Source organism: Nocardia kruczakiae NBRC 101016, assembly GCF_001612965.1.
In the GTDB taxonomy this organism is placed as follows: Bacteria; Actinomycetota; Actinomycetes; order Mycobacteriales; family Mycobacteriaceae; genus Nocardia; species Nocardia kruczakiae.
Genome location: NZ_BDBL01000006.1, coordinates 14,489 through 31,603, shown reverse-complemented (window position 1 = coordinate 31,603; position 17,115 = coordinate 14,489). Strand labels below are relative to the sequence as shown.

At 69.2% G+C, this 17,115-nt stretch carries 19 protein-coding genes; 8 read left to right on the top strand and 11 right to left on the bottom strand.

What is annotated here, in order from left to right; translation table 11 throughout:
- Nucleotides 1-3 precede the first annotated feature (3 nt).
- From NK1_RS06070 to NK1_RS06055, 4 genes are all read left to right on the top strand, one after another.
- Nucleotides 4-1,110: an NAD(P)/FAD-dependent oxidoreductase gene (locus NK1_RS06070; RefSeq protein WP_063007592.1), complete on the top strand. Its 1,107-nt coding sequence runs from the start codon at nt 4-6 to the stop codon at nt 1,108-1,110.
- Nucleotides 1,111-1,218: 108 nt separating this feature from the next.
- Entirely contained in the window at nt 1,219-1,587 is a 369-nt protein-coding gene (locus NK1_RS06065) for a nuclear transport factor 2 family protein (protein WP_063007591.1), read from the top strand.
- Nucleotides 1,588-1,632: 45 nt separating this feature from the next.
- Complete coding sequence (locus NK1_RS06060; protein WP_063007590.1) at nt 1,633-2,448, top strand: alpha/beta fold hydrolase; 816 nt, start codon at nt 1,633-1,635, stop codon at nt 2,446-2,448.
- 42 nt (nt 2,449-2,490) lie between these two features.
- Entirely contained in the window at nt 2,491-3,924 is a 1,434-nt protein-coding gene (locus NK1_RS06055) for an MFS transporter (protein WP_063007589.1), read from the top strand.
- A 50-nt stretch (nt 3,925-3,974) separates the two neighbouring features.
- On the opposite strand, the gene NK1_RS06050 is transcribed toward NK1_RS06055, so the two are convergent.
- The gene (locus NK1_RS06050) at nt 3,975-6,722 is read right to left on the bottom strand and encodes an AAA family ATPase (protein ID WP_063007588.1); all 2,748 of its coding nucleotides are present in this window, start codon (nt 6,720-6,722) and stop codon (nt 3,975-3,977) included.
- A 111-nt stretch (nt 6,723-6,833) separates the two neighbouring features.
- On the opposite strand from NK1_RS06050, the gene NK1_RS06045 reads away from it, so the two are divergent.
- Nucleotides 6,834-7,262 carry a nitroreductase family deazaflavin-dependent oxidoreductase gene (locus NK1_RS06045; protein WP_063007587.1) on the top strand — a complete coding sequence of 143 codons (429 nt, stop codon included), beginning with the start codon at nt 6,834-6,836 and terminating at the stop codon, nt 7,260-7,262.
- 55 nt (nt 7,263-7,317) lie between these two features.
- Here the strand turns inward: NK1_RS06045 and NK1_RS06040 are convergent, their stop codons facing one another.
- The 6 genes from NK1_RS06040 to NK1_RS06015 form a co-directional block, all read right to left on the bottom strand.
- A complete protein-coding gene (locus NK1_RS06040; protein WP_063007586.1) occupies nt 7,318-8,592 on the bottom strand; it encodes an MFS transporter in 1,275 nt (424 codons plus the stop codon).
- Complete coding sequence (locus NK1_RS06035; RefSeq protein ID WP_063007585.1) at nt 8,589-9,698, bottom strand: PLP-dependent cysteine synthase family protein; 1,110 nt, start codon at nt 9,696-9,698, stop codon at nt 8,589-8,591. Before NK1_RS06035 ends, NK1_RS06040 begins: the two co-directional genes overlap by 4 nt.
- Nucleotides 9,699-9,796: 98 nt before the next feature.
- Complete coding sequence (lpqS, locus tag NK1_RS06030) at nt 9,797-10,192, bottom strand: putative copper homeostasis (lipo)protein LpqS (RefSeq protein ID WP_157104099.1); 396 nt, start codon at nt 10,190-10,192, stop codon at nt 9,797-9,799.
- A 325-nt stretch (nt 10,193-10,517) separates the two neighbouring features.
- Nucleotides 10,518-11,126 carry a sigma-70 family RNA polymerase sigma factor gene (locus NK1_RS06025; protein ID WP_036504207.1) on the bottom strand — a complete coding sequence of 203 codons (609 nt, stop codon included), beginning with the start codon at nt 11,124-11,126 and terminating at the stop codon, nt 10,518-10,520.
- Between the two features lie 464 nt (nt 11,127-11,590).
- Nucleotides 11,591-11,791: a hypothetical protein gene (locus NK1_RS06020; RefSeq protein WP_036504209.1), complete on the bottom strand. Its 201-nt coding sequence runs from the start codon at nt 11,789-11,791 to the stop codon at nt 11,591-11,593.
- A 193-nt stretch (nt 11,792-11,984) separates the two neighbouring features.
- Entirely contained in the window at nt 11,985-13,175 is a 1,191-nt protein-coding gene (locus NK1_RS06015) for an alcohol dehydrogenase catalytic domain-containing protein (RefSeq protein WP_063007583.1), read from the bottom strand.
- Nucleotides 13,176-13,301: 126 nt separating this feature from the next.
- On the opposite strand from NK1_RS06015, the gene NK1_RS06010 reads away from it, so the two are divergent.
- Complete coding sequence (locus tag NK1_RS06010; protein WP_063007582.1) at nt 13,302-13,676, top strand: hypothetical protein; 375 nt, start codon at nt 13,302-13,304, stop codon at nt 13,674-13,676.
- Between the two features lie 4 nt (nt 13,677-13,680).
- On the opposite strand, the gene NK1_RS06005 is transcribed toward NK1_RS06010, so the two are convergent.
- Both NK1_RS06005 and NK1_RS06000 read right to left on the bottom strand, forming a co-directional pair.
- Nucleotides 13,681-14,130: an STAS domain-containing protein gene (locus NK1_RS06005; RefSeq protein ID WP_063007581.1), complete on the bottom strand. Its 450-nt coding sequence runs from the start codon at nt 14,128-14,130 to the stop codon at nt 13,681-13,683.
- 235 nt (nt 14,131-14,365) lie between these two features.
- Complete coding sequence (locus tag NK1_RS06000; RefSeq protein ID WP_030518399.1) at nt 14,366-14,539, bottom strand: CsbD family protein; 174 nt, start codon at nt 14,537-14,539, stop codon at nt 14,366-14,368.
- A gap of 184 nt (nt 14,540-14,723) precedes the next feature.
- Here NK1_RS06000 and NK1_RS05995 point away from each other — a divergent pair, with 184 nt between their 5' ends.
- Complete coding sequence (locus NK1_RS05995; RefSeq protein ID WP_157104098.1) at nt 14,724-15,320, top strand: Rv1733c family protein; 597 nt, start codon at nt 14,724-14,726, stop codon at nt 15,318-15,320.
- Nucleotides 15,321-15,344: 24 nt separating this feature from the next.
- Here the strand turns inward: NK1_RS05995 and NK1_RS05990 are convergent, their stop codons facing one another.
- Nucleotides 15,345-15,548, bottom strand: a complete 204-nt coding sequence (locus tag NK1_RS05990; RefSeq protein WP_063007579.1) for a DUF8691 family protein — start codon at nt 15,546-15,548, stop codon at nt 15,345-15,347.
- 33 nt (nt 15,549-15,581) lie between these two features.
- Nucleotides 15,582-15,956, bottom strand: a complete 375-nt coding sequence (locus NK1_RS05985; RefSeq protein ID WP_063007578.1) for an SHOCT domain-containing protein — start codon at nt 15,954-15,956, stop codon at nt 15,582-15,584.
- 625 nt (nt 15,957-16,581) lie between these two features.
- On the opposite strand from NK1_RS05985, the gene NK1_RS05980 reads away from it, so the two are divergent.
- The gene (locus NK1_RS05980) at nt 16,582-17,013 is read left to right on the top strand and encodes a low affinity iron permease family protein (RefSeq protein ID WP_245660376.1); all 432 of its coding nucleotides are present in this window, start codon (nt 16,582-16,584) and stop codon (nt 17,011-17,013) included.
- Nucleotides 17,014-17,115: the final 102 nt, after the last annotated feature.

The window sequence follows — 17,115 nt, the reverse complement described above, 5'->3', positions numbered from 1 at the left end:
GAGATGGGTGCCGCAACCGATGTCGCCGTGGTCGGAGCCGGAATCGTCGGCCTGGCCACCGCGCACGCGCTACGCCGGGCCGGGCTGTCGGTCACCGTGTACGAGTCGGGCCGGCCCGGCGGCGGCCAGTCGGCCGGTCATTCCCGCATCTTCCGCCACGCGCACACCGATCCCCGGCTGGTCGAGATGGCGGTCGCCGCGCGGCGCGTCTGGCGCGACTGGGAAGGCGAATTCGGCGCCGAACTGATCTCGCGGGACGGCGCGGTCGCGCTCGGGGCGGGCGTGGCGGACAAGCTGGAGATCCTGCGGCGAACGCCCGGAATCGACGCCCGCGGTATCGACGCCGAGGAGCTGGCGACCCGGCTGCCGGTGCTGGCCGACTACCACGGACCGGCCATGCTGGACGCGACCGGTGGCTCCATCCGCACCGTCGCCGCGATCGACGCTCTCACCGAACGATTGCGCGATTCACTGGTCGCCGACCACGTTCTCACCCTGCGGCACACCGCGACCGGAACCGTCGAAGTACGCACCGGCACAACCTGTTCGGACTTCGGCAGCGTCGTCGTCTGCGCGGGCCGCGGCACCGCGCCGCTGGCCCGGACGCTCGGTCTCGCCCTGCCGGTGCAGGTGTCCGCACACGTCCGGTTGACCTTCCGCCCGCGCTCGGCGCCGCCCGCCACACTGGCCACGCTGCAGGACAGCAGCGGCGAATTCGGCGAAACCGGAATCTATGCCGCCGCGTTCCCCGGCAACACCCATTACGCGCTCGGACTCAGCGATTCCGTGCCCAGCAACGACGGTGGCTCGGTCGATCCCACGGCGCTGGCCGGGCTGGCCGAGCGCGCCGCGGGCTACGTCGACCGCGCACTTCCCGGACTCGCACCCGAACCGGAGGGTTATGTGCACTGCTGGGTGACCCGGCTGCCGTGGGGTGAGGACGGGCTGGCCGCCTGGCAGGACGGCGGCGCCACCTTCCTCGCCGGGCACAATCTGTTCAAGCTGGCCCCGGTCCTGGGCGCCACACTCGCCGACAGCATCACCACCGGACAACCCGCCGCCACCCTGGACCCGGCGCGGCGACTCGGCGATCCCGCCGCCGACCGGTAGGACACCGCCCGGCACTACCGTCGAAAGTACTTAAGCGCGACAGATTCCCCGTCGCCCGGAACTCCATAACTTTGTGGTCGCAACGTCACCACCACGAAGGAGAATCCCGTGAGCGACATCAACGACCTGGTCGAACGCTACCTCGCCGTCTGGAACGAGACCGATCCCGCCGCCCGCGCCGCGCAGATCGCCGACCTGCTCACCGACGACGCCGAATACACCGATCCGCTGGTGTCGGTGCGCGGCCACGCCGGACTCGACGCGGCCGTCGCCGCCGTCCAGCAGCAGTTCGCCGGAATGGAATTCACGCTCGGCGGCCCGATCGACAGCCACCACGGCATCGCCCGCTTCACCTGGCATCTGGGCCGGCCGGGTGAGGAGCCGCTGGTGATCGGCTTCGACGTCGCCGCACTCGGCGACGACGGCCGCATCCGCCAGATTCTCGGCTTCCTCGACAAGGTGCCCACCGGCGCCTGATCCCCCTCCCGGCACCAGACACTCATCCCCGCAAAGGACAAGGTCATGTACTTCACCACCACCGACGGAACCACCCTCGCCTACGAGGATTACGGCACGGGCGAACCGATCGTCTTCGTCGCCGGCGCCATGCTGAACACCGAGATGTGGGAGTACCAGATTCCGTACTTCACCGAGCGCGGCTACCGCTGCATCGCCCTGGACCGCCGCGGCCACGGCCGCTCGGACCGCCCGTCCACCGGCTACGACATCGACACCACCGCCGATGATCTCGGTGCCCTGCTCGATCATCTCGATCTGCGCGGCGCCACCCTGGTCGGCCACTCCACCGGCGGTGCGGAGATCGCCCGGTATCTGGCCCGTCACGGTGAAAGCCGGGTCGCCCGAGTGGTTTTCCTCGCCGCGATCCTGCCCTTCATGAAGGCCACCGACGACAACCCCGGCGGCATCCCGGAAGCCATGCTCGACGCGCTGGTGGACAGCATCCGCACCGATCGCGGGCGGTGGCTGGCCCGCCAGTCGCAGATCTACTTCAACAGCCACCTGAATCCGGACGTCTCCCCCGAACACATCGACATCACCTACCGTCAGTGCCTGTCGACCGCGCCGTGGGCGACGCTGCACATGCAGCAGGCAGTCTTCCACTGCGACAATCGGGAAGCGTTGCGCGGCATCACCGTTCCCACGCTCATCGTGCACGGCGCCCTGGACTTCTCCGCGCCCGCCGAGGTCACCGGCCGGCGCACCGCCGAGCTGATGCCGGCGGCCGTCTACAAGGAGTACCCGACCGCCGGTCACGGTCTGTACACCTCGCACGCCGCCGAATTCAACGACGATCTCCTGGAATTCGTCAAGGGCTGAACGAATCTTCCTGTCCCGCAGCATGATCCCCGAGGAACACCCATGTCCACACCCACTCTGCTCATCCGTGGCACCCACTCGGCGAGCGCACCGCCCGCACGGGCCACCCTGCTCGTCCTGCTGGCCGGAATCTTCATGGCCACACTGGACTTCTTCATCGTCAACGTCGCCATCCCCGATACCCAGGCCGATCTGCACGCGAGCAGCGCCACCATGCAGTGGGTGGTCGCCGGCTACGGCCTGGCGGTCGCTGCCGGGCTGATCACCGGCGGGCGGCTCGGCGACCTGTACGGCCGCCGCCGGCTCTACGGCCTCGGCATGGCGGTGTTCACCCTCGCCTCCCTGGCCTGCGCGCTGGCCGGTGACGCCGCCGAACTGGTCGTCGCCCGGATCGCCCAGGGGGGCGGGATGGCGCTGCTGATGCCGCAGGTCCTGGGTCTCATCAGCGTGGTGTTCACCGGCACACGCCGAGTACGCGCCTTCGCCGCCTACGGGCTCGCCATGGGCCTGGCCGCGGTCTTCGGCCAGCTGATCGGCGGGCTGTTGATCCAGGCCGACCTGTTCGGCCTGGGCTGGCGCACCATCTTCTGGATCAACGTGCCGGTGGGTGCGCTCACCCTCGCCGTGCTGACACGGCTGGTCCCCGAATCACGCGGAGACGGCGGCACCCGCCTGGACCGGCTCGGCGTCGGCCTCATCGCGACCGCGCTGGCGGCGGTGGTGTTGCCGCTGATCCAGGGCCGAGAGCAGGGCTGGCCGCTGTGGACGTGGCTCTCGCCGGCCGCAGCCGCCGTGCTGATCGCGGTCTTCGTCACCGCCGCGCGGCGATCGGCGGCCCGCGGCGGGGAGCCGCTGGTGAATCCCGCGCTGTTCGCCGAACGCTCGTTCGCGATCGGTTCGACGATCGCCCTGAGCTACCAGATGACCATGGGATCGTTCTTCCTGTTCTTGGCGCTGTATCTGCAGCAGGGACGCGGCCTGTCGGCCCTGGGGTCGGGCCTGCTGTTCCTCGCGCTGGGCGGTGCCTACCTGCTCACCTCGATGCTGTCGGCGCGGGCAGCCGCCCGCCTCGGCCGGCAGGTCGTCGCGGTCGGCGCCGTGCTGCAGGCCGCCGGATTTCTGCTGCTCGCGATCACCGCGCACGAGCTCGGCGGCAACGGCTCGGTGCTCGCCCTGCTGCCGGGAATGATCGTCGCGGGAGCGGGAATGGGGTTGGCGCTCGTGCCGATGCCGGGCATCGTGCTGGCGGGTGTGACGCCGCAGCACGCCGCCGCCGCAGGGGGCGTGCTGGCCACCGCGCAGCAGGTCGGCGGCGCGGTCGGAATCGCGGTGGTCGGCATCGTCTTCTACGACCGGCTCGCAGCGCCGGGCGGATTCGCGTCGGCGTTCGTCGCGAGCCTGGTGCCGATGGCGCTGCTGTGCCTGCTCACCGCCGCACTGGTGCAACTACTCCCCGCCACCCGCATCCGGAAGTAGAGATCGGAGCCCCGGTGGTCGCCACCGGGACTCCGGCATGTCCGCGATTGTCAATGCAATTGATCCGCAATGGTTTTCAGTTCGCCGCGCGAGGTCACTCCGAGCTTCGGATACGCCTTGTAGAGGTGATAGCCGACGGTGCGGTGGCTGAGGAACAGCTGGGCGGCGATATCGCGATTGGACAGGCCCTGGGCAGCGAGACGAGCGATCTGCAATTCCTGCGGGGTGAGTCCGGTGACCGCCGCGCTCGACCGCGAATCCGATTGCCCGCCAGGCCCGCTCGGCGCCGCGCCGGTCGCGACGAGTTCGCTGCGGGCCCGTTCGGCCCACGGGCGCATGCCGATGCGGTCGAACATGTCCAGCGCCTCGGCCAGCACGGTCCGCGCCTCGCTCTTGCGACGGGCCCGGCGCAGCCACTCGCCGTAGAGTTGTGCGGTGCGGGCGTATTCCACCGGACGTGCCTCACGGTCGTGCAGCTTCAGCGCCCGCGTGTAGTGCGTCTCGGCGCTGTCGTCGTCGGACAGCAATGCGCGACACCGCAATACGAGCGCTTCGGCCCACGGCTGCCGCACCGCGGTAGCCCAGTCGGCGAGCCGATCGGCGTGGGGTTCGGCCCGATCGGCGGCGCCGACCCGCACCGCCGCCTCGACCAGATCGGGTATCGAACGCATCGCGCACAGATGATGGCGCAGCGGGTCCCGGGTCAGCCGCTCGAACCGCGACAGCGCCGATTCGGCCCGGCCCGAACCCAGTTCGAGCAACCCCAGCGACCAATGCGCCCACGCCGCGCCGGGAGACACGGATCCGGGCGTGCTGTCGGCGAGACCTGCCTCGGCATGGTGCCGGCACCGGTCCTCGTCGCCCTCGGCGGCATGGATATGCGCGAGAACGCTGCTGAGCTGACTGACCCATTGGCGCTGGCCCAGATCTGCGGCCAGGCTCAGTGCCTCGGCCGCGGTGGTTCGCGCATCGCGCAGACGACCCGTGAATATCTCGACCTCGGCGGCGAAGAACAAGGTGGTGGGCAGCCGGCCGGCGGCACCGGCGTCGCGATACTCCCGGCTCAGCGCCTCGGCGGGCCCGTAGACGTCGGCGTCCTGGCCGCCGGCCATCGCCACGCCACACAGCATCAGCCGCACCTGATCCGGCACCGGGCCCCGCCGCGCGGACTCTGCCAGTGTCCGGGTCAAATCCGGTGGTGCGCTCGCGATGTCGCGGCGATCCAGGACGCTCGCCATGTAGGTCACGACCGGGTGCAGCGGATCGGTGTCGGCCAGTGGCACCGCGGTCAACCGCGCCACGCAGTCGCGGACATGCTGTTCGCCCAGATACCAGCCGGTGTGCAGGGCCTGGATCAGCATCGTCGCCGCCAGCGCGGGATCACGGTCGGCGACCTGTGCGGCGCCGGCGCGCAGCAGCGCGTCCGCCTCGGCGAAACGGCCCTGCCAGAAATGCGCGAGCCCCTCGACGTGGGCGACCCGAGCCCGCAATTCCGTTGTCGCACCGGCTCTTCCGGCCACCCGGTGCGCGAGCCCCGCGGCCCGTTCCAGATCGCCCGCGTTCAACGCGGATTGGGCGGCCAACGCCTCCCGATGCGCGCGCAGTCCGGGGTCCGCGGTGAGCCGGGCGGCGCGTTCGTAGGCCGCGGCGGCCGCCTCGTGACCACCGCGGGCGAGCGCGCGGGCGGCGGTATCCTCCAGGGCCGCAGCGACTTCCGCGTCCGGGCCGGTGGCGGCGGCCGCCGCGTGCCAGGCACGGCGGTCCGCGTCGGCGGGGCCGTCGAGCGCGGCCGCCAGCGCGCGGTGAGCGGCCACTCGCTGTCCCAGCGGCGCTCGCTGGTAGACGGCGGCGCGCAGCAGCGGATGACGGAATGCGATCGTCTCCGCCGTCTCGCCGCGCACCAGCAGTCCCGCCTCCTCGGCCGGCGCCAGATCGTCGATTCCGGCGCCGACGGCGGCCGCGGCGCGCAGTATCGCCGACACGTCGCCGGACTCCTCGGCCGCGACGACCAGCAGCACGTCCTGTGTCGATTTCGGCAGCCGGCTGACCTGTCCGTGGAAGGCCAGCTGCAGGCGGTCGGTCAACGCCAGCGCACCGGGATGGGCCGCGCCGGGACGTTCGTCGCGTGCGGCATCGGCCAATTCGAGCAAGGCCAGCGGATTGCCCTGTGCCTCGGACAGGACCTGCCGGCGCACCCCGGCGGGCAGTTCACGGCGGTCGAGCAGCGCCGCCGCGGCAGCCGAGTCGAGCCCGGCGATGCGGCGTTCGGGCAGATCCGCGGACCGCGCGAACGTGGCACCGTCACGGGCGGCGAGGATGATCACGACCCCCTCGGCGTACAACCGCCGGGCGGCGAACAGGATCGTGTCCAGCGAGGCCCGGTCGAGCCATTGCGCGTCGTCGATCAGACACACCAGCCCGGTATCGCCGGCGTATTCGGTGAGCAGCGACAACACCGCCAATCCGACGAGCATCGCATCCCCGCCGGGATCGTCGCCGAGGCGCAGCGCCGCCTCCAGTGCCGCCCGCTGACGCGCGGGCAGGGCGGGGCGATGCGCGAGCGCCGGCCGCAGCAGCAACTGCAATCCGGCGAACGGAAGTTCGGCCTCGATCTCCACCCCCGCACCGCGCAGAACCTTCAGGTCGGCGCCGAGATCGGCGGCGTGGTCGAGCAGAGCGGTCTTACCGATTCCGGGTTCTCCGCGCAGCACCAGCCAACCGCTCTCCCCCGCGCGGGCCCGGTCCAGCAGGGCGGTGATCGCCGCGATGTCGGCCGCCCGCCCGTACAGCTCAGCCATGGCACCGCACCACGATTCGGATCACGAACACCGGACCGATCATCGCATACCGGCCGGCGCCGGTATTCCCACGTGCGCGCCTCCCGCCGCGGCCACCGGTTCGACAGCAGAATGCAGCTCATGAGCGATTGGAACACCGCGATCATCCAGGAATTTCGAGCCAACGAGGGACGCGTCGGCGGCGATTTCGAGGGCGCGCCGATGGTGCTGGTACATCACCGCGGCCGCAAATCCGGCCGCGAACTCGTGACACCGATGATGTATCTGGCCGACGACGAGAACCCGGACAGCATCTATGTTTTCGCGTCGAAGGCCGGCGCTCCGACCAATCCGGACTGGTACTACAACCTGACCACCGCCGGCACGGCGGAGATCGAACGCGGCACAGAACGCTATTCGGCGGCGGTCACCGAGGTGACCGGTGAGCGGCGCGACCGGATCTTCGCCGAACAGGCTCGCCGCTATCCCGGATTCGCCGGCTACGCCCGCAAAACCGAGGGAATCCGCACCATTCCGGTGCTGGAACTGCGCCGCGCCTGACCGACCCGGTACTCGTCCGCCACCGTGGCCGCGGACGAGTACCGGCCATCGCAGCTCACGCGGATTCGCGCACCGACTCCGCCGGAACTTCCTCTCCCCCAGCGGGTTGCGCGCGTGCGCTCCGGTCGAGCGCGGCCAACGCGAACGCCGCGAGTGTCCCGATGGCGGCGAATCCGGCCCACACCACGGCGTCGAGTCCGGCCGACCGGGCGGCGTCCAGCACTACGCCGGTGACGAGGTTTCCGGTCAGAATTCCGACTCCGACCACCGTGTTGTAGAACCCGTAGTGCGTGGCAACGAGAGCGCCGCCGGACAGCGAGACCACCGTATCCATTTCGAACGGGAACACCGCCGCGGTCCCGGCCGCGAGGATCGCCGCCGAAATCAGCAGCGCCGCAACGGCAGCCACCGTGCCGAAGGGCCGCGGGCCGGGTACCAGCAGCAACGGCAGGAAGGACGCGGCCAGCACACCCATGCCGACCACGAGGCCGCGACCGGTCCCCCACCGGCGTCGAAACCATGCGGTGATGCGCAGCTGCCCGGCCACCGCGACCACACCCGAGACCACGAACACCGCCGAGGTCAGCGCCTGCGCATGGCCGGGGCTCAGATATTCGGCCTGCAACGGCAGTGCCAGATAGACCTGGAACGACAGCACATACGAGCCGATCATCGCGACCGCGAAGGCCAGGAAACGGCGATTGGCCAGTACGGTCCGCCAATCCTGGAGAACCGTCGTGCGCACCGCGGGCTCGCTCGCCCGCCGCGGCGGCAATGCGAACAGTTGCGCGAGGGTCAGCACGGCGAAGACGACGGCGGCGGCCACGGCGGTCACCCGGAAGTCGGTCACCAGCAGAGCCAGCCCGGCCAGCGGCCCGACGAGGATGCCGGCCTGATAGAAGATGTTGAATACCGCGAACGCCTCCACGCGGCGGTCACCGGTCTCCGCGGCCAGACAGGCGCGCACCGCCGGATTGAACAGTGCACCGGCGAAACCTGTTGCGGCCGAAGCGATCAGCAGCATCGGGAGCGACGTGGCGAAGATCAGCAGCGCGAATCCCGCGGTGCGCAGCAGACAGCCCGCCACGATCAGCGGTTTGTAGCCGAGCCGGTCGGCGAGCGTCCCGCCGACGAGGAACATGCCCTGCTGGGAGAAGTTGCGCACGCCCAGCACCAGACCGACCGCCCACGCGGCCAAGCCGATCGGGCCGGCGAGATATCCGGCCAGGTACGGCATGAGCATGTAGAAGCCGAGGTTGATGCCGAACTGGTTGATCATCAGCAACCGGGCCGCGGGGTCGAAGCTGCGGAATCGGGCGAGGACATTCATGCGGCGGGCTCCGGGTCGAGGGTGCGGGGGTCGACGACGGTGGCGCAGCGCGTCCACGAGGTCACCACGCGTTCTGCGGGATGGCCGATCGTTTCGGGTTCGACGGGCGGATCGGCATCGAGCAGGCCGTGCTCGTCGCAGTAGGCGTCGTTGTAGACGGTGTCGGCGTAGCGGTGCGGGCCGTCGGGAAAGACGGCGGCGATTCGGGTGCCGGTGTCGTGCACGCGCGCGGCCCAGCCCGCCACCAGCGCCACCGCGCCGACGCTCCAGCCGCCGCTGGCGTGGTGGGTGGCGGCCAGTGTCCGGCATGCCCACACCGCTTCCGCCGGTGCCACCCAATGGATTTCGTCGAAGGCGTCGTAGTCGACGTTGCGGGGGTGGATGCTCGAGCCCAGTCCGCGCATGAGACGCGGCCCGGCGGGTTGGCCGAAGATCGTCGAGGACACGGTGTCGACACCGATCAGCCGCAAGCGCGGATTGTTGCGGCGCAGCACCCGGGCCACGCCCGCGGAGTGTCCGCCGGTTCCGACCGCGCACACCAGGATGTCGACGCGGCCCAATTGCTGCACCATCTCCAGCGCCAGCGATTCGTAGCCGTCCACATTGTCGGGATTGCTGTACTGGTCTGGGCTCCAGGCATCCGGTTCGGTGGCCAGCAGTGCCGCGACCCGATCGCGGCGTGCCTGTTGCCAGCCGCCGGCCGGATGCGGTTCGGTGACCGTCTCCACCCGTGCGCCGTAGGCGCGCAGCAGTCGCACCACCATCGGTTCCATGCCGGGGTCGGTGACCACGGTGACCGGGTGCGAGTACACCATCCCCGCCAGCGCGAGTCCCAATCCCAATGTGCCGCTGGATGATTCGACGATGCGCGCACCCGGCCGCAGATCTCCGCGGCGTTCGGCGCTGCGCACCATGTACAGCGCGGGCCGGTCCTTCATGCCGCCCGGATTGGCGCCTTCGAGTTTGGCCCAGAAGCCGCGGCCGCGGCCGCTCAGCGGTTCGCCGATCCAGAGCACCGGCGTATTGCCGACCAGGCCGCGCGGACGGTGCGCCGGGATCGGCGCTGCCGGAATCGGCTGTGGGTGGTCGAGCACGATGTCGTCCATGACTGTCGCTTTCGGTATCTCCGCCCGATGTGGGCGGTACGGATGCGGGCAGCGGACACCGGCCGCCGGCACGGGGCGGGCGGCCTGTCGCTGACCGATCAGCGGCGGGCGATACCGAGATGCGTCAGAATGTCGCGACCGGTGCGGGGCGGCGGACCCGGCGGCCCGCGCACGGCGGTCGCGTGGCGGTGCCACCGGGCGGGGGTCACCGCGGCCACCGCATCCCACACGTGTCCGGGCGGCCACAGCTTCACCGGATCCGCCGGCAGCACCGAATCCAGGACGACATGCCTGTCGTGCGCACAGCAGTCGTCCCAGGCGGGCAGATGCGAACCGAGATGAGCCAGTGTGGATTTCGTGGCGGCAGACGATGCGGGAGCGCCGGCCGTCGCGGCATCGGCGACCACGCAATCGGTGTGCAGCGCAACGAGAGTGAGCAGGGCGACGAAGATCATGGCCACGACACCCCGCCGCGACCGGAGGACGGAGCTCACCGCATCCGCACCCGCCGCTCGACCGACCACAGCGGCGCACAGACCCGAGGGCGGAGTCCACGCCGGGTCGGACACCGATCCACCAACCCAGCCTCCTCACCACGATCGCCACTGTCGCGCAACACCTTCGCACGGTGCTGCCGAGCATCGAGCCGGACGTCACCCCACCGCTGGGGAACGCGACCACAGGCTCGATAACATCTACTACTTACGTACGCAACTAGTAGATCATATCCGCCGCAGAGGGCGGGTGCCGTCAATGGGACGACACCTCGCAATATACCCCTAGGGGGTAGAAACGCCAACTACCGGGAAGCGGCCGCCCTCACTTCTTCTCGTCGCGCGACTTCTCGGAAAGTCTGGAACCGAGCGTTTTCAATCCGGCCCGGATCCGGGCCTTCGCGGTGGGCAGCGGGATCCCCAGATCCTGCGCCACCTCCGGATAGGTGCGACCCCCGTAGAACGCGAGCAGAATCGCCTCCCGCTGCCGATGCCCCAGCCGGTGCACCTCCCCCGCGACCGACCGCTCGTCCAGCCGCTGCGTCACCTCGTCGAACACCACATCACATTCGGGCTGATACTGACCGCGACCGAACGCGCGCTCCCGATCCGCCAGCGATTGTTCCGAGCGCACCCGGTCGACCGCACGCCGGTGCGCGAACATCATCAGCCAGGCCATCGGACTGGCCCGCCCCGCGTCGTAATCGCCGGCCGCGGACCACGCCTGCAGATAGACCTCCTGGCTCACTTCCTGAGCCAAGCCGGGACTGCGCAGAATCGCGGTCAACCGGGCCATCAGGCGGGCGTTGGTGCTGCGATAGAAGGCCGCGAAGGATTCGGCGTCCCCCGCCGCGGACTTGTGCAGCAAGGTAGCCAGTTCCGCCGCCGTGATGGTGGTCGAACTACTCTGACGGTAACGCTGATCGATGTCCATCGCACACCGTTTCGTTTCGCGGGATAGTCGTTACCTGCGGGGAGAATCGGCAATATTGCCGAACCGCCTGGTCAATCCTCATGCCACCGAGCGCCGATGCTCGCGACCGAACGCGTGATACCCGATCCGAGCCGTTGGAACCGGCCGATCGCTGCCGTCACAATCAACGACATATTTAGCATCGAAGTCCGGGTGCCAGATGTTAACCACAAAAGTGGAACAATCTCGAGAAGGTCGGAATTCCGCGATCGGCGCCGCTGCGAACAGTCGATATCCGATAGCTGCCGCCGCCGTAATCGGTGATAGCTGCTCGGCTCCCTCTTCGATATCCCACAAGGCGAAAAGCGAGCCCGAACGTTGTCACACACGCCCGCCGAAACGTCACGCCGCACTGGTCCCGACAGCCGCGTAGGCCGGATCCGTGATCCGGCCTACGCGCTCGAGTCCGTGTGTCGCGATTCGGGTCAGCGACCGCCGTGACTGTGCTGACCACCGGCCTGCTTGGCCGCGGTCGGCTGCGCCTGGGCGCCCTTGCGCCCCGCTTCGTGCGGATCGGCGGCGTTGCGCCGGCCGAAGCTACCCGTGCTGGCCTGGCCGCCGCGGCGAGCCTGTTCCTCGGTGTCGCTGCGGTTGCCGAACTGTCCGGGATTGTTCTGGTCGGCCATTGCGGACCTCCTTCGCAGTAGGGACTGTTCTCGATCGCGACCGGCGTACTTCCCGGTCACATCAGAGGCACTACCCGGGCCTCCCGGGTCTATGCACCGGGCTCCCGAACGATTGCGTACGTCCTGGTCGGACCCTGAAATATTTTGCGGCACCGGTCATTTCGGGCATTGCGGCTCCGATCGCACCGCGCGCTCACGCGGCCGCCGGGTCGAGCACCACCTTCACCATGCCGTCGGCCTTGCGCTGGAAGTCGTGATACACCCGCGGCGCCTCCGACAGCGGAAGCCGATGAGTGGCAAACGTTTCCACACCGAGCGGATCACCGTCCCGCAACAGCGGAAGAATGTCGCCGACCCACCGCTTGACGTTGGCCTGACCCATCCGCAGCTGAATCTGCTTGTCGAACAGGATGCGCATCGGCAACGGGTCGGCCATGCCGCCGTAGACCCCGGACAGCGATATGGTGCCGCCGCGGCGCACGATATCGATCGCGCTGTTCAATGCCGCCAGGCGGTCCACACCGACGGTGTCCATCAGCTTCTGCGACACCATCGACGGCAGATAGCCGGCCGAACGCTGCGCCAACTCCGCGACGGGCGACCCGTGGGCCTCCATACCCACCGCGTCGATCACGCTGTCGGAGCCCCGTCCGTCGGTGCGGTCGCGGATGACATCCCCGATCGAGGCGCCGATCTGTTCCAGGTCGACCACCTCGATACCGCGATCGGCCACCCGGCGCAGTCGTTCCGGCACCCGATCGACACCGATCACCCGATATCCCCGATGGGCCGCGATCCGGCACGCCATATCCCCGATCGGGCCCAGTCCCAGCACCACCACCGAGCCCCCGTCGGGCACACCGGCGTATTCCACCGCCTGCCACGCCGTCGGCAGGACATCCGACAGATACAGGAAGCGGCTGTCGTCCGGACCGGCCGGAATCGGGATGTGGGTGAAATCGGCATGCGGAACCCGCAGGTACTGCGCCTGGGCGCCGGGCACCTGCCCGTAGAGCTTGGAATAGCCGAACAAGGCTGCGCCGCTGCCGTATTCGCGCACCTGCGTGGTCTCGCACTGCGTCGGCAAGCCGGTATCACACATGACACAGTGCCCGCACGCGATCTGGAACGGCACGACCACTCGATCGCCCACCGCCAGCGACCGCACTTCCGAGCCGACGTCGACCACGACCCCGATCGGTTCGTGGCCGAGCACGTCACCGGCGCTCATGTACGGGCCGAGCACCTCGTACAGGTGCAGATCCGACCCGCACACTCCGGAGGAGGTCACGGCGATGATGGCATCGGTCGGTTGCTCGATCCGCGGGTCGGGCACCTCGTCCACCGAAACCTTGCGGCGGCCCTGCCACGTCACTGCTTTCATCGTGTCACCTCGATCTGCATCTGTGCTGGATACGGCCACCGTCGGCCTACCCGCCGCATGGGTGGCCAAACGAATCGGGCGCGCCGGCGGCGGTTTGCCGCGGGCGATTGCGGGCACGCGAAGCACATGGCTGCAAACGAACCCGACGAAGATCTGCTCACCTCGACCGAGGGACTGGATTCCGACGATGTGGGCAACGACGACGGCGACGAGATCGTGGAACCGCCCGACGATTGGTCGGGCGTCGACAGCTACGGCATGACGGCCGGCGAACAGCGCACGGAACGCCCACTGTCCCAACGACTGGCCGAAGAGGAACCGGACGTGGGGACCATGCCTTCCGCCGAGCCGACGCTGCCGGAATCCGGTGCGACCGAGGGCCTGGATTCGATCCGCACCGGGTCACCCGGTGGACCCAGTGACACCGAAGCCGTCGAGGAGATCGTGCGGCGCGAATCCGGTACCGACGACGACTCCTACTTTCCGCTCCCCGACGAGTAGCGGCTCAACCGGGGGTGGCGGCGATCGCGGGCCCGGCCGCGTCGTAGGTGGCGCGGCTGACGGCGCTCACGACCGTCAAATGGATGGGCAGTTGCCGGGTCTGCTCATCCAGCGCGGCGATTCGCATGATCGTCTGCGACTGGGTGACCAGGCACAGATGCACGCCGAGGGACCGGTAGCGCTGCGCCTCGCGGGCCAGCGTCAGGAGTGCGCGCCAGGACAGGAAGCTGAGGCAGTTGGTGTCGACGACGACGATGCGCACACCGCTGTCGGCGGCGGAGCGGATGCGTTCGCTCCATCCGGACATCGTGTAGCTGTCGGCCTCACCGCGGAACGACAGCACCAACGCCGGCCCGCGACTGCGTACGACTGCCGACAGACGCGCCTCGGCGACATGGACGGCGCCGGCTTCCTCGGCGGGGGGTATGGGACGTAATTCGGCGCTCGAGCTCATTGAGGTCTCCAACCGGAGCCGAGGGCAACGGGCACGAGCCCGCTGCGGGCGTCCTACCACATGAAGATCGACCCGCCCTACCTTCATAACAGAGACGCAGCGGTCTGTACAGCCGAAACGGCGTAAGCCCAGCTCCAGCGCGTGCGCCCGGACCGACCCCGAACGCGGCGAGGCCCGGACCGGGCGCATGGGCTGCACCGATCCGGGCCTCGCGACGAGGTGGATCCGGACGGGATCAGTGGTCGAAGGCGTCCTTGACCTTCTCGCCCGCGTCCTTCAGGTTCGACTTGGTCTGGTCGGCCTTGCCCTCGTTCTTCTTGTCCGGATCGCCCGTGGCCGCGCCGAGCTTCTCCTTCGCCTGACCGGCGGCGTCCTCGAGCTTGTTCTTGGCCTTATCGATGGCACTCATACCGTGCTCCTTCCGAATTGCCGGACCACCCGCACGATGCGGGTCGCAACCAAGCGATATCCCCGCAGATCCGGGTCAAACCTGCGGCCGAGCGTGGCGAAGATCCACTCCGAACACCGTTTGCCGGGGCCGCGAACGGTTATCCTCCGGGCGTGCCTCTGCCGGTCGTGGTGGGAGAGTGAAGATGGTGCGTACTACCTTCGCGGTGCTGCGGGCCGGACGGATCGCGCCCTGGACGCGGTCGCCGTTGATGCGCCCTGCCGACCGTGTCGAACAGGCGCTGCGGCTCGCACTGGTAGTGAGCGCGCTCGCCGCGGTCCTGCTGGCCGTCGTCGCCGGCACCGCGCAATACCGGGTCGAACTCGCCGCCATCCACGCCGACAACGCCACGAAAACGGCTGTGACAGCCGAGGTTACGAGCGATCCGATCCGGATGCCGGCGCCCAACGGCATGTTCGCCGACCAGCTCCGCGCGCAGGCGCAGTGGAGCCGGGACGGGCATCCCGGCCAGGCGATGGTCGACGTCGACGGCACCACCCATCGCGGCGACCGAATTCCGTTGTGGCTCACCGGCCAGGGCGATCCCACCACGCCGCCGGTCGCCGACGACGCCGCCGTCGCCAAGGGCATCGCCAGCGGCACCGCCGCCCTGCTCGCCTGCTGGGCACTGGCCTACGGGCTGGCCCGAGGTGCCGGTTACGCGCTGGATCGGCGCCGGGCCGGCGAATGGGAACGCGAATGGCGGCAGATCAGCCGGCAGGTGGGACACGGTCAATCCTGATCGGCCACATCGACAGGGCGCGCCTCAATCCGGCAGGCGTCGCATCTCGATCAGAGTCAGTCCCAAGGCGTCGATGCGCGCCAGCACGCTGCGCATCGCGGTGTAGTCCTCGAGCGGGCCGAACAGCGTGGTGGTCCCGGGCGCGGCCACCGGGCTGCGGACCAGTTCGGGAAATTCGGCGCAGATGTCGCCGGACAGCTCGCCGTCGACGGAGAATTCGTAGCGCACCGCACCGCCTCTCGATCGCCGGCGCCCTACGGCTCAAGCCAGGGCTCGGGTCTTCAGCCGGTCGAATTCCTCTGCGGTGATCGTGCCCTCGTCGAGGAGTCGTTTGGCGTCGGCGATCTGGGCGGCCGAACTGGTTCCGGCCACTTCCTTGATGTAGGCGTCCTGCGCCTGCTCTACCTGTTTCGCCGCTTGCGCCGAGCGCTGGGCCATGCCTCCTCCGCGCACGATCAGATACACCAGCGAGGTCAGCAGCGGCAGTACGAACAGGAACACCACCCAGATCGCCTTCACCCAGCCCGAGGTGCCGTGATCCCGGAACAGATCGGTGAAGATCCAGAACAGCAACATCAGATACGCGGCGAACGCGAAACTCATGATGATCAGCCAGAACACATCCCACACGGACATGACGTCTCCTCGATGACAGCGTCCGGCTTCCTCCGAACGGCTTTCCGCCACCGCATGCTCCCTCCCGGCAGCAGCGACCGCGGCATGCGACAAGTTCACGCCCCGGCCCCCGGGTAGCGCTTCACCCGTTGCGGGTGAGCCTGTGCGCGGCCCTGCGCCCCGACCACGGCATGCGACCGGCCGAATCGCGCCGCCCCGCGAGGCGTGCACCTCCGCCGTCCGTCCTGATCTGTTCACGCTTCGCCGGGCCTCTCGGCGAGGAAATCTATTATACCGCTCCATATTTCATCGTGCGGGCTCGCCCCGCCGGTTGCCCGGCACGCGGAATGGATACGCGTGGCGCCGAGAGCGAGAGATGTCGCTGTGAACAAGCTGGTGGCGGGCGCGTCTTGGGGCGTCGGCGGCGGAGGCCCAGCCGTGGGGGAGGTCGTTTGCCTTGTCCGGTCGCGGGTATCGCGCTTGTGGACCATACGCATCATCGCCGGCGTGGCGAATGCGGCGCCGGCTCTGTGCGGCGCGCTGGGACGCCCCGTGGCCGGTCGCACCCACTACTACTGCCCCCACGACACGGTGGCATCCCCGCGTTGCGGTCGGCTCGCGCCGATGAAGGAGATCGAGAGTGACAATTGACGAGGGCTGCGGGCCGCGCGCTCGAGCGCCGAGATCGAAGAGACCATCGCAGCTGACGAGCGGACCGTCCGCGTTCGACCGCTTCGCCACCGCGGCATGCGGGGTTGCTTCGCGGGCAATGTTTTTCGCGTTCTGCGTGCTGCTGGTGCTGGTGTGGGTTCCCAGTTTCGTGCTGCTGCCCAGCCTGGACAGCTGGCAGCTGGTGATCAACACCGTGACCACGATCATCACGTTTCTGTTGGTCGCGCTGCTGCAGAACACCCAAGCCCGCGCCAATGCGGCGGTGCAGCACAAACTCAACGCCGTCGCCGACGCGCTGGCCGACCTCATGGGCGAACTCGGCGACGAACATCCACGCCTGTGCCGGCACCGCGCCGAACTCACCGCCGCGGTCGGGCTCGAACACCACGTCTCGGCCTCCGAATAGAACGGCTACCGCCGGCAGTGGCCGCCGACCGACGCGCCTGCCTCCCCGACCGCCGGATCGGCCACTCTCCCAGCCGCATTCGTCGACGCACTCATCGTCAGC